Here is a 12,471-nt window from a genome sequence, read left to right as displayed (position 1 = left end):
GCCCCGCCGATGGGCGCACCACATCAAGAAACGGAGACACACCATGAAGCACGCCAGCGAGCGCCCGGCCGAGACGGCCGGCGGCGCGAATCCCCGTCATGCCGACCGCGACGCGATGTTCGCGTCGCACGAAGCCGGCTATGCGAAGCAACTGAAGCCGCGGCACGTGCAGATGATCGCGATGGGCGGTGCGATCGGCACCGGCCTCTTTCTCGGCGCGGGCGGCCGCCTGCAGAGCGCGGGGCCCGCGCTGGCGGTCGTGTATCTCGTGTGCGGCGCGTTCGCATTCCTGATCATGCGCGCGCTCGGCGAGCTGGTGATGCACCGGCCGACCAGCGGCGCGTTCGTGTCGTACGCACGCGAGTTCATGGGCGAGCGCGCGTCGTTCGTCGCCGGCTGGATGTACTACCTGAACTGGGCGACCACCGGCATCGTCGACATCACCGCGGTCGCGATCTACATGAAGTACTGGACCGTGTTCACCGACGTGCCGCAATGGGTGTTCGCGCTCGGCGCGCTGGGGATCGTGTCGGTGATGAACATGATCGGCGTGAAGGTGTTCGGCGAGATGGAATTCTGGTTCTCGATCGTCAAGGTCGGCACGCTCGCGCTGTTCCTCGCGGTCGGCGCCGTGTTTCTCGCGAGCGGCCATCCGGTTGCCGGCCAGGCGCCGGGGCTGCATTTGATCGCCGGGCACGGCGGACTTTTCCCGCACGGGATCCTGCCGGCGGTGCTGATCGTGCAGGGCGTGGTGTTCGCGTATGCGAGCATCGAGCTCGTCGGCGTCGCGGCGGGCGAGACCGCCGATGCGCGCAAGGTGCTGCCGAAGGCGATCAACAGCGTGATGTGGCGTATCGCGCTGTTCTACGTGGGCTCGGTCGTGCTGCTGACGATGCTGTTGCCGTGGACCGCGTACAGCGCGCACGAAAGCCCGTTCGTCACGTTCTTCAGCAAGCTCGGCGTGCCGTACGTCGGCACGGTGATGAACATCGTGGTGCTGACCGCCGCGCTGTCGAGCCTGAACTCCGGCCTCTATTCGACCGGGCGCGTGCTGCGCTCGCTCGCGATGGGCGGCTCGGCGCCGCGCTTCGTGTCGCGGATGAATGCGCGCGGCGTGCCGTACGGCGGGATCCTCGTCACGGTCGCGATCAATGCGATCGGCGTGCCGCTGAACTACATCGTGCCGGCCCAGGCGTTCGAGATCGTGCTGAACATGGCGTCGCTCGGGATCATCTCGACCTGGGGCTTCATCGTGATGTGCCAGATCCTGTTCCGCCGCGCGGTCAATCACGGCGAGCTGAGCCCCGTATCGTTCCGGATGCCCGGCGCGCCGTTCACGTCGTGGCTCACGCTCGGCTTCCTCGCCAGCGTGCTGGTGCTGATGGCGTTCGATTATCCGGGCGGCACGTGGACCATCGCGATGATTCCCGTCGTCGTGCTCGCGCTGGTGATCGGCTGGAAGCTGGCGAAGCGCGGCGCCGCGCGCGAGGCCGCCGCTGCGGCGCCGGCCATCGGCGATCCGGTGCGCAACGTCTGACGAGTCTGACGAGTCTGACGATATGCACGGGCGGCCTGGCCGCCCGGTGCGCTCAGTTCAACCCGGCACGCGCGTCGACCCAGCGGCCGAAATCGCGCGCCATCTGCGCGGTCAGTTCATGGCCGGCGTCGTACAGCCGCGTGTCGTGCGCGACGCCGAGCGCGGTCAGCTTCGCGTCGGCGGTGTCGGCCCATGCGACAGGGAGCTTGTCGTCGAAGCGGCCGTGCATCACCAGCGCGTGGAGCGGGCTCAATGCGTCGCGCGGCGCGATCAGCGGATCGATTTCCGGCAGGATGCGGCCGCACAGCACGGCGAACGCGGCCACGTCGGCCGGTGACGTGAGTCCGACGCTCGCGCTCATGATGCCGCCCTGGCTGAAGCCGGCGATCACGGTGGGCAATGCGGGGGCGCTGGGTTCGACGTCCCGGGCGCTCAACGCGCGCAGCAGCGTAATCAGCTGCACGCGGCTCGCGTCCGCGCGGGCCGCATCGATTTCCGGGCCGTTCGGGCCGAAGCGCACCGGAAACCACGCATGCTGGTTCGGGCCGAACGTCAGCGGGCCGCGCACGAAGGCGATTTCGATGCGCGGGTCGATCGTGCCGGCCAGGTTCAGCAGGTTGGTTTCGTTGCCGCCGACGCCGTGCAGCAGCAACAGGCGGCCCGCGGGGCGGCCGGCGGCCGGGCGCAGCCGGTACTGGAGGCCGGATTCGGAGTCGGTGGTCAGCGGCTGGACGTCGGTCATTGCGTGGGTCCGGTTGGGGGATGATCCGACAGTCTAGAGCGCGCGGGCGGGGAGGTGAATCGCCGGATGGCGATTGATTGTTTCCTGGCTGGAATGAATTCGGCGCCCGGGTGCTGGATATCGGGGACAGCTATTCGTGTCGTGACGCGAGAAAATCCGCCGCGCAGTGTCTGTTTTCGTCAGTCAATATGCCAACCGGATGACTCGTCACGGCGGCCCATCGTTGATAAAGTAGATACGTTTTGTAGATATACGGAGTGTAGCGATGGAGACTGCCAAGATTTTCAGGCATGGCGGATCGCAGGCCGTCCGTTTGCCGAAGGATTTCCGCTTCGACACGACGGAGGTACGGATTCGTCGGCACGGCGCGTCTGTCATTCTCGAACCCGTGCCGCAAGACTGGGCATGGCTGACGCCGTTGATCGGCCCGGTCGACGCAGATTTCGAGGCCGCTGCGACGACCGAACCCGCCGCTCAGGAGCGTCCGGGGCTGGACGTCTTCGAATGAAGTTTCTGCTGGATACCAATGCGGTGATCGCCATTCTAAAAGGCGACCCAGCCGTGCTGGCCCGATTGCATAGGCATCAACCCGCGGATTTCGGAATGCCCGCGATCGTCGCGCATGAACTCTATTACGGTGCGTACAAAAGTCAGCGAGTGGAAGCGAATCTCGCACGCGTCGCGGGGCTCCAGTTCGAGGTCGTATCGTTTGACGCGGAAGATGCTCAACATGCCGGTGAAATTCGTGCGCAACTGACTGCGGCAGGAACACCGATCGGTCCATATGATGCGTTGATCGCGGGGCAGGCGCGAGCGCGGAGACTTGTACTCGTTACGCATAACATGCGCGAATTCGAGGGGGTCACTGCGCTGGAGGTCGAGGATTGGCTCGCAGGGCCGCGCGAAAACTGACCGTCCCGCGATCCCGTCCCGACCGGAACGCATTCCGTCCACGCTGAAGCCGGCTTGCTGCAGGCTTGCCAGGCTCGCGGATTCCGCCCCCGACCTCACCGCAACCGGATCACCGTCGACTTCAACTCCGTGTACTTCTCCAGCGCGTGCAGCGAGTTGTCGCGCCCGTTGCCCGACTCCTTGAAGCCGCCGAACGGGAAGTTCATGTCGTCGGTTTCCTCGTAGCCGTTCACCCACACCGTGCCGGCCCGCAGGCGGCGCGCGGTTTCGTGCGCGGTCGTCAAGTTTGCCGTCCACACCGACGCAGCCAGCCCGTAGCGCGTGTCGTTCGCGAGCGCGACGGCCGTATCGAGATCGTCGAACGCCGTCACCGCCAGCACCGGCCCGAAAATCTCCTCGCGCACGATCCGCGCTTCGGCGCGCGGGCAGTCGAACACGGTCGGCTCGACGTACTGGCCGCCGCTTTCCGTGCGCGCGCGCCTGCCGCCGGCGAGCAGCGTCGCTTCGTCGCGGCCCGCGTCGACGTAGCCGAGCACGCGCTCGACCTGCGCCGCATCGATCAGGCTGCCCATCCGCGTGTCGGGCGACAGCGGATCGCCGGGCGCGTACTCGGGCGCGATCGCGAGCACGCGCGCGACGAGTTCGTCGCGGATCGCGCGATGCACGAGCAACCGCGAACCTGCCGTGCACATCTGCCCGGTGTTGTAGAACACCGCATGCGCGACGGTGCGCGCCGCGCGTTCGAGGTCGGGGCAGTCGGGCAGCACGATCTGCGGCGACTTGCCGCCGAGTTCGAGCCACACGCGCTTCAGGTTCGAATCGGCCGCGCAGCGCGCGACCTTGTGGCCGACCGCGGTCGATCCCGTGAATGCGATGCAGTCGACGTCCGGATGCCGCGCGAGCGCTTCGCCCGCATCGCCGAAGCCGGGCAGCACGTTGAGCACGCCGGCCGGCAGCCCGGCTTGCGCGGCCAGCGCGGCGAGCCGCAGCGCGCTGAGCGGCGATTTCTCCGACGGCTTCAGCACGACGCTGTTGCCGGCCGCGAGCGCGGGCGCGCATTTCCACATCGCGATCATCGCGGGGAAATTCCACGGCACGACGGCCGCGACCACGCCGATCGGCTCGCGCGTGACGAGCCCGACGAGATGCGCATCGGCCGGCGCGACTTCGCCGCCCGTCTTGTCGATCGCCTCGGCGAACCACTCGGCGCAGTACGCGGTGGACGGAATGTCGATCGTGGTCGTGTCGCCGATCGGCTTGCCGGTGTCGAGCGTTTCGAGCAGCGCGAGATCGTCCGCGTGCTCGCGGATCAGCGCGACCCAGCGCAGCAGCACGCGCTTGCGTTCGCGCGGCGACGCGTCGCGCCACGCGCCGGTTTCGAATGCACGCCGCGCGGCGGCGACCGCGATATCGGCGTCGGCCTGCCGGCAATGCGCGACTTGCGCGAGCACGCGGCCGTCGATCGGGCTCGTGCACGTGAAGGTGGCGCCGTCGTGCGCGTCGCGGAATGCGCCGTCGACGAAGGCGCGGGAATCGATGTCGAGCTGGCCGGCGCGCGTGCGCCAGGCGTCGTTCGTCTGCATGGTATGGCTCCGTCCGGGTTCGGGGTGATCAGCGTGAAGCGGCGGCCGGGTGGCGGATCGCGATCGCGCGGCTTGCGTGCGGCTCGTGCGGCGCGCGCGCATGTTCGGCGTGAATCGCGTCGAGGTGCCGGCGGATCGCATCGGGGAAGGGCGCCGAGCGTTTCGCGCGCATGTCGACGTGCGTGAGCAGTTGCTCGGCGGTCGCGAGCTGCGCGCCGGTGGTCGCGTGATGCATCGAATGGAACACGTGCAGCCGCCGGTCGTCCATGTCGAGCAGCCGCAACGTGAGCCGCAGCGGCTCGCCGAGCATCGCTTCGCGCAGGTGGCGGAGATGCGTTTCCGCCGAATAGATCGAGCAGCCGGCTTCGCGATAGTCGTCGTCGATGCCGAAGTAGCGGAAGAACGCGTCGCTGCTGTCGCCGAACACGAGCAGGTAGCACGACTCGCTCATGTGGCCGTTGTAGTCGACCCACTCGGGCTGCACGGTGCAGCGATGCAGTTCGAGCGGCGTCGCGATCGGCGCGGCCGGGTCGTACGGGCGTGACTTCTGTCCTTCGTAGGCCGAGCGCAGGCGCGGCTCGGCGGCGGGGCTGAGGGTGGTCGTCATCGAGTGCACTCCGGGGTTCGGAACGGGCCCGCACGTCGTCCGCGGGGCTGCCGGTCGATGTTATGACGGGTTGAACGTTTTTTCAATAAAGAAATCGCCGATGCGTGTAAACACCGGTACTGATTCATTCATCAATCGATTGAACATTCATTCAACGAAACCTATACTCGCCAGCGCCGCGATGCCGAAGCGAAGCAGGCGGGCGGCGTTCGATCACAACGAAAAATCGATCCGCGTCGCGCGGAAACCGGAGACACCGAAAATGAAGAAGCGCTTCCTGCTGGCCGGCATGATGTCGGTGATGGTTCATGGCTACGCACACGCCCAGAGCAGCGTGTCGCTGTACGGGATCATCGACGGCGGCATCACCTACGTGAACAATGCAGGCGGCGCGCACGCGTACCTGTTCGACGACGGCATATCTTACGGTAACCGCGTCGGGCTGATGGGCACGGAGGATCTCGGCGGCGGCAACAAGGCGGTGTTCAAGCTCGAGAACGGGTTCCGGCTCGGCACCGGCAAGCTGAACCAGGGCGGCGCGATGTTCGGGCGGCAGGCGTACGTCGGGCTCGGCAACGACTGGGGCACGCTGACGTTCGGCAATCAGTACGACTTCGCATTCGACTTCACGGCCGCATACAACGTCAGCGCGTTCGGCAGCGGCTACGGCGTGCACCTCGGCGACTTCGACCGGCAGAGCGGCGACCGGCTGCAGAACGCGGTGAAGTTCGTCAGCAACAGCTTCCACGGGCTCGTGGTCGGCGGCATGTATTCGTTCAGCAACGACGCGGGCAGCTTCCACGACGGCAGCGCGTGGAGCGTCGGCGCGACCTATACGCACGGCGATTTCTCGGCGGGCGGCAACTACACGCGGCTCAATTCGCCGCGCGGGCTCGCGGCGCTCGATCCGTATGCGCAGATGGGCGTGACGACGATGCTCGGGCAGACGGTCGCGCGCATCGATCCGGCGACGGGCGCCGTGACCGACCTGCACGATTCGACGCCGTTCTCGATCGACTCGCAATCGATCTTCGGGATCGGCGCGTCGTACACGCTCGGCAAGCTGACGCTGAACGCGGACTTCAGCAACACGACGTTCAAGGGCTACGGGCAATCGTCGACGATGCGCGTGTACGAGGCGGGCGGCGTGTATCAGGCGACCGCGCCGCTGTCGCTCGTCGCGGGCTACCAGTACACGACGTTCGAAGGCCATCACTGGCACGAAGTCGCGCTCGGCACGCACTACGCGCTGTCCAAGCGCACCGACGTGTATGCGGCGGTCGACTGGATGCGGGCGTCGAACGGCGTGGACGCGGTGATCGGCTACAGCTTCACGCCGTCGACGAGCCGCACGCAGGCCGCCGCGCGCATCGGCATGCGGCATAATTTCTGATCCTTCCACGCTCCCGGGCCGGGTACGGCCGGCCCCGTCGATCATGTCCGATTCTTCCTCGAACGGCGACGTCGTCGCCGCGCTGCGCGACGCGCTCGGTGCCGATTGCGTGAGCACAGGCGACGCGATCGGCGCGCGCCATTTCACCAACTACGGCGAGGCGGCCGGCGTACGGCCGCGCGCATTGTTGCGCCCGCGCAGCGTCGACGACGTGAGCCGCGCGCTCGCGATCTGCACCGCGCACCGGCAGGCGGTCGTGCCGCAGGGCGGGATGACGGGGCTCGCGGCCGGCGCGGAGCCGGGCGCGCGCGACGTCGTGCTGTCGCTCGAACGGATGCAGGGCGTGGTCGAGATCGACGCGGACGCGGCCACCGTCACCGCGTGGGCCGGCACGCCGCTGGAGGCGCTGCAGCAGGCGGTGGACGACGCGGGGTTCGCGCTCGGCATCGATCTCGGCGCGCGCGGATCGTGCCAGATCGGCGGCAACGTCGCGACCAATGCGGGCGGCAATCGCGTGATCCGCTACGGCACGACGCGCGAGCAGGTGCTGGGCCTCGAGGTCGTGCTGGCCGACGGCACCGTGCTGAGTTCGCTGAACAAGATGCTGAAGAACAACGCGGGCTACGATCTGCGGCAGATCTTCGTCGGCAGCGAAGGCACGCTCGGCGTCGTCACGCGGGTCGTGTTGCGGCTGCATCCGCGGCTCGCCGCGCCGTCGACGGCGTTGTGCGCGGTGCGCGATACGGCCGCGGCGCTCGCGCTGCTGCGCGCCGCGCGCACCGCATGTTCCGACCTGCTCAGCTTCGAGGCGATGTGGCCGGCATTCTACGGCTACGTGTGCGAGCACACGCCCGGCATGCGCGCGCCGCTGCCGGCGGACGACGGCGTCAAGGTGCTGATCGAATGCGCGAGCGGCGATGCCGCGCAGACGGCCGGGCGATTCGAAGCCGTGCTGGCCGACTGGCTCGAACGCGGGCTGATCGACGACGCGGCGCTCGCGCAGAATGCAGCCGATGCGCAGGCGTTCTGGACGGTGCGCGAGGGGCTCGCGATCGACGATCTGCCCGGCCTCGTCAATTTCGACGTCGGCATTCCGCCGCGCGAGACGGCCGCCTTCATCGAAGCGTGCGATCGCGCGCTGAAGGCGCGCTGGCCCGGCGCCCACGTCTTCTTCTTCGGCCATCTCGGCGACAGCAATCTGCACGTGTGCGTGTCGGCGCCGTATGCGGCAGGCGAGCGCGCGCACGACGTCGACGCGGTGCTGTATCCGCTCGTGCGCGATGCGGGCGGCTCGGTATCGGCCGAGCATGGAATCGGCCGCTACAAGCGCGACTGGCTCGGCTGCTCGCGCAGCGACGCCGAGATCGCCGCGATGCGACGCCTGAAGCACGCGTTCGATCCGCTCGGGCTGCTCAACCCCGGCAAGGTGATCTGAGCGGCATCGCGTTCCGTATTGCCAATAGACAGCGGCCCGCTCGCATATCGCGCGAGCGGGCCGCCGCGTTTCAGGCCGGCGTCATGCGTCGAGCCGCACCAGCGCATCGACGGCCACCGCGCCGCGTTCCATCACCAGCAGCGGATTGACGTCGAGCTCGACGAGCGTGTCGGCGTGCGCCTGCGCGAAGCGCGCGATCGCCATCACGTTCGCGACCGCCGCATCGAGATCGGCCTTCGGCCGCCCGCGATAGCCGGTCAGCAGCGGGCCGAGCTTCAACCCGAGCAGCGCGTCGCGCACGTCGCTTTCGCGCACCGGCAGCAGCAGCGTCGCGGTGTCGCGGATCAGTTCGACCAGCACGCCGCCGGTGCCGAGCACGAGCGCGAGACCGAAATTCGGCTCGCGCTTCACGCCGACGATCAGTTCGAGCAACGGCGCGTCCGCCATCTTCTCGACGAGGATGCGCTCGACGCGCACGTCGGGCGCGTATCGCGCGACCTGTTCCGTCATCCGTTCGACGGCCGCGGCCACAGCTTCCGGCGAACCGAGCTTCAGCGCGACCGCGCCGGCCTCGGTTTTGTGCGGCAGGCGATCGCTGGCCACTTTCACGCAGACCGGAAAGCCGAGCCGCTGCGCGGCGGCCGGCGCATCGGCGGGCGCGACGCATTCGGCCGCCGGCACGTCGAGCCCGTGCGCGACGAGCATCCGCTTGCTTGCCCATTCGTCGTGCAGCGTCGCGGTGCCGTCTCCGCCGTCGCCCGCCCGCAGCACCGGCAGTGCGTTCAGCGCATCGGCGTCGAGCACGCGGCGGCGCGTGTCGCCGTAGGTCATCGCCGCGCCGATCGCGTCGATCCCGTCGGCGAGCCCCTGCAGCGGCGCGATGCCGGCCGCGGCCATGCGTGCCGCGTGATCGGGCGGCGTGAGGTCGGGGAACACCGAGATCACCGCGCCGACCACGCCGTGCTGGCGCGCGGACGCCGCGAACGCGTTCGCCGCGATGTCGCACAGCGGCCGTTCGCCGGTCGCTGCCTGCGGATAGTCGAGGATCATCGCGGCCGCGCCCGGACGATCCGCGAGCAGCGCGTCGCAGCATGCGCGCATCTTGTCGGGGGCGCCCCACGGCGTCGTCGTGAAGTCGAGCGGATTCGCGATCGTCGCGTATGCGGGCAGCACGGTGCCGAGCGCATCGCGGCCTGCGTCGCCGACCGGCGGAAACGCGATGCCGCGCGCTTCGCCGAGATCCGCGACGAGCCCCGCGTCGCCGCCGGACGTCGCCAGCGCGGCGAGCGTGCGGCGCTCGGGCACGCCGGCGATCGCGAGCAGCTTCAGCGTCTCGACGAGGCCAACCGGATCCTTCACGCGGATCACGCCGAGCCGCCGGAACAGCGCGTCGTACAGCGCGTCGGAGCCCGCGAGCGAACTCGTGTGGCTCATCGCGAGCTGCGCGCCGAGCGTCGACGTGCCGCTCTTGAGCGCGACGATCGGCACGCCGCGCGCGAGCGCGCGGGCGGCGGCCTCGCTGAACGCGCGCACGTCCTTCAGTCCTTCGAGATGCACGCCGATCGCGCGGATGCGCGGATCGTCGACGAACGCATCGACGAGGCGCGCGATGTCGACCGACGCCTGGTTGCCGACGCTCGCCAGGTACGCGAATGGCACCGAGCGCGCGCTCATCGACAGGTTGTACGCGAGGTTGCCGCTCTGCGTGATCACCGCGACGCCCGATTCGACGCGCGGCGCACCGTGTGCGACCGGCCACAGCGCGCTGCCGTTCAGCCCGTTGATCAGCCCGTAGCAGTTCGGGCCGAGCACGGCCATGTCGCCGGCCGCGTCGACGAGCGTTTGTTGCAGCGCGGCGCCGTCGGCGCCCGTTTCGGAGAAACCCGACGCGTACACGATCGCGCCGCCCGCGCCGCGTTCGGCGAGCGCGCGCACGACGTCGATCGCCTGGCGCGCCGGCACCGCGACGAACACGGCATCGGGCGCGGCGGGCAGGTCGGCGACGCTTGCATGGCAGCGCACGCCGTCGATCTCCGCGTGATTCGGATTGACGAGCCAGATGTCGCCGGCATAGCCGTAGTCGCGACAGCGCTGCACGGCGCCCGCGATGCCGCGTCCGCCGACGAACGCGATGCTGGCCGGTTCGAGCAGCCGGCGCAGATTGGCCGCGGCGGCCGCGCGGCGATCCCTGACTGCGGGAGAGGAGGTCATGAGCATTCCTTTCGGAAGTCGCGCCGGACGCGCCGGCGCGACGGTTCGCGTCAGCTGTAGCGGCGGAGGATTTCCTTGGACAGGATATGGCGCTGGATCTCGGACGTGCCTTCCCAGATGCGCTCGATGCGCGCATCGCGCCAGAAGCGCTCGATCGGCAGTTCGTCCATCAGCCCCATGCCGCCGTAGATCTGCACCGCGTGATCGGTCACGCGGCCGAGCGTCTCGGTCGCCAGCAGTTTCGCGAGTGCGGCATCGCCGTCGGTCATCGTGCCCTGGTCGAGCTTCTGCGCGGTGTAGAGCGTGACGAGTTCCGCCGCGCGAATCTCGGTCTGCATGTCCGCGAGCTTGAACGACGTGCCCTGGAAGTCGCCGATGCGCTTGCCGAACTGATGGCGCGTCGCGGCCCATTCGGCGGCCATCTCGAACGCACGCTGCGCGCGGCCGATGTTGTTCGCGGCGACCATCACGCGGCCGGCCGTGAGCCAGTCGTTCGCGAGCTCGAAGCCGCGATGCTCTTCGCCGAGGATCTGCGCGGCGCTCACGCGGCAGTCGCTCAGGAAGATCTCCGACTGGTGATAGCCGCGCAGGCTCGTGCAGTGCGGGCCGCGCCGCACGGTCATCCCCGGCGTGTCCTTGTCGATCAGGAAGCAGGTCACGCGCTTGCGCTTCTGGCCGCGCACCTCCTCCTCGCCGGTGACGGCGAACAGGATCACGAAGTCGGCCGTATCCGCGTGGCTGATGAAATGCTTGCTGCCGTTGATCACGTAATCGTCGCCGTCGCGCACCGCGCGCGTGCGGATGCCCATCGCATCCGAGCCGGCGCCCGGCTCGGTCAGCGCGAAGCAGTCGACGCGCTCGCCGCGCACGGCCGGTTTCAGGTAGCGCTCGATCTGGTCGCCCTTGCACGCCATCAGGATCTTGCTCGGCCGCGCGACGAACACGTGCAGCGCCCAGCTCGTGCGGCCGAGTTCGCGTTCGACGAGCGCCTGCGTCACGTAGTCGAGGCCCGGGCCGCCGGCGCTTTCCGGCATGTTGAACGCGTAGAAGCCGAGTTCGAGCGACTTGCGGCGGATCGAGTCGGCGAGCTCGGGCGGCACGTCGTCCGCACGATCGACCGCGAATTCATGAGGCTGCAGTTCCTTCTCGACGAACTGACGCAGCGACGTCACCAGCATGTCCTGCTCTTGGGTCAGCGAAAAATCCATCAATCATCTCCCGACAAAATGAGGTGCGCGACCTTCGACCGACGCACGAAGCGCTTCCTGACCGTCCTCGCTGTGACCGCACGCGACGCAGGCTGCCAGCTCGCCGCGCAATTGCTCGGCAAGGGTATGGGTGAGCGACTGCGCGAGCAGCGCCTTGGTATGGCCGAACGCGACGCTCGGGCCTTGCGCGAGACGCGCGGCGAATGCGGCGACGTGCGCCGCGAACGCATCGGCATCGACGACTTCGGACACGAGCCCGGCCGCGAGCGCGTCCTGTGCGTTCCAGCGTTCATTGAGAAAGATGAAGCGGCGGGCGACGTCGGGGCGCGCGATGCGCGGCAGGAACCAGCTTCCGCCCATGTCGGGGCTGTAGCCCATGCCCGTATACCCGCAGCGCAGCGACGCGGCCGTGCTCGCGATGCGGAAATCGCACGCGAAGCCGATGTCGGTGCCCGCGCCGACCGTCGAGCCGTTCAGCGCCGCGACGGTGGGGCGCGGAAACGCGGCCAGCACCTGCACGAAGCGGTGCGCGTGCTCGCTCCAGCCGTACGTGTCGAGTTCGCCGTTGCGCTCGGCCTCGGCCCATTCGTCGACGTCCGCGCCCGCGCAGAACGCGCTGCCGGTGCCGGTCAGCACGAGGCAGCGCACGGCCGGATCGTTCGCGAGCGCGTCGAGCGTCTCGCGCAGAAAGTCGAGATGCGGCCGCGCGAGCGAATTGCGTTTCGCCGGACGGTTCAGGCGAAGGGTCACGACGCCGTCGTGCCGTTCGATTCGGATGTCCTCGATGCTCATGCTGATCACTGTCTCCTGGTTGTCGTGTGTCGGGGTTGTGTCAGAGCCGGC

11 protein-coding genes are annotated in these 12,471 nt (G+C 68.7%); 5 read left to right on the top strand and 6 right to left on the bottom strand.

Annotated elements, in window-relative coordinates; translation table 11 throughout:
* Positions 1 to 43: 43 nt before the first annotated feature.
* Positions 44 to 1,537 (top strand): amino acid permease, encoded by a 1,494-nt coding sequence (locus BME24068_RS22470; RefSeq protein ID WP_174927409.1) that lies wholly within the window; start codon positions 44 to 46, stop codon positions 1,535 to 1,537.
* 52 nt (positions 1,538 to 1,589) lie between these two features.
* Here BME24068_RS22470 and BME24068_RS22465 read toward each other — a convergent pair whose 3' ends face one another.
* On the bottom strand, positions 1,590 to 2,279 hold the full coding sequence (locus tag BME24068_RS22465; protein WP_096499258.1) for an alpha/beta hydrolase: 690 nt from the start codon (positions 2,277 to 2,279) through the stop codon (positions 1,590 to 1,592).
* 265 nt (positions 2,280 to 2,544) lie between these two features.
* Here BME24068_RS22465 and BME24068_RS22460 point away from each other — a divergent pair, with 265 nt between their 5' ends.
* Together BME24068_RS22460 and BME24068_RS22455 are read left to right on the top strand one after the other, a co-directional pair.
* A complete protein-coding gene (locus BME24068_RS22460; RefSeq protein WP_096499256.1) occupies positions 2,545 to 2,787 on the top strand; it encodes an antitoxin in 243 nt (80 codons plus the stop codon).
* Entirely contained in the window at positions 2,784 to 3,191 is a 408-nt protein-coding gene (locus tag BME24068_RS22455; protein WP_174927408.1) for a type II toxin-antitoxin system VapC family toxin, read from the top strand. Before BME24068_RS22460 ends, BME24068_RS22455 begins: the two co-directional genes overlap by 4 nt.
* Before the next feature lie 95 nt (positions 3,192 to 3,286).
* On the opposite strand, the gene BME24068_RS22450 is transcribed toward BME24068_RS22455, so the two are convergent.
* Both BME24068_RS22450 and BME24068_RS22445 read right to left on the bottom strand, forming a co-directional pair.
* Positions 3,287 to 4,774, bottom strand: a complete 1,488-nt coding sequence (locus tag BME24068_RS22450; RefSeq protein WP_174927407.1) for an aldehyde dehydrogenase — start codon at positions 4,772 to 4,774, stop codon at positions 3,287 to 3,289.
* Positions 4,775 to 4,802: 28 nt separating this feature from the next.
* Positions 4,803 to 5,381, bottom strand: coding sequence for a thioesterase family protein (locus tag BME24068_RS22445; RefSeq protein WP_096499249.1), 579 nt, complete (start codon positions 5,379 to 5,381; stop codon positions 4,803 to 4,805).
* Positions 5,382 to 5,643: 262 nt separating this feature from the next.
* Between BME24068_RS22445 and BME24068_RS22440 the strand changes: the two genes are divergently transcribed.
* Both BME24068_RS22440 and BME24068_RS22435 read left to right on the top strand, forming a co-directional pair.
* Positions 5,644 to 6,774, top strand: coding sequence for a porin (locus tag BME24068_RS22440; RefSeq protein WP_096499353.1), 1,131 nt, complete (start codon positions 5,644 to 5,646; stop codon positions 6,772 to 6,774).
* Positions 6,775 to 6,817: 43 nt separating this feature from the next.
* Complete coding sequence (locus BME24068_RS22435; protein ID WP_174927406.1) at positions 6,818 to 8,209, top strand: FAD-binding oxidoreductase; 1,392 nt, start codon at positions 6,818 to 6,820, stop codon at positions 8,207 to 8,209.
* 81 nt (positions 8,210 to 8,290) lie between these two features.
* Here the strand turns inward: BME24068_RS22435 and BME24068_RS22430 are convergent, their stop codons facing one another.
* The 3 genes from BME24068_RS22430 to BME24068_RS22420 are packed head-to-tail and all read right to left on the bottom strand — an operon-like array spanning position 8,291 to position 12,420.
* Complete coding sequence (locus BME24068_RS22430) at positions 8,291 to 10,420, bottom strand: acetate--CoA ligase family protein (protein ID WP_174927405.1); 2,130 nt, start codon at positions 10,418 to 10,420, stop codon at positions 8,291 to 8,293.
* Between the two features lie 50 nt (positions 10,421 to 10,470).
* A complete protein-coding gene (locus tag BME24068_RS22425; RefSeq protein ID WP_174927404.1) occupies positions 10,471 to 11,628 on the bottom strand; it encodes an acyl-CoA dehydrogenase family protein in 1,158 nt (385 codons plus the stop codon).
* Positions 11,629 to 11,631: 3 nt separating this feature from the next.
* Positions 11,632 to 12,420 (bottom strand): enoyl-CoA hydratase/isomerase family protein, encoded by a 789-nt coding sequence (locus BME24068_RS22420; protein ID WP_174927403.1) that lies wholly within the window; start codon positions 12,418 to 12,420, stop codon positions 11,632 to 11,634.
* Positions 12,421 to 12,471: the final 51 nt, after the last annotated feature.

The sequence above is a fragment of the Burkholderia anthina genome (assembly GCF_902498995.1).
GTDB lineage: Bacteria > Pseudomonadota > Gammaproteobacteria > Burkholderiales > Burkholderiaceae > Burkholderia > Burkholderia anthina.
This window is presented reverse-complemented; position numbering and strand designations above follow the sequence as displayed.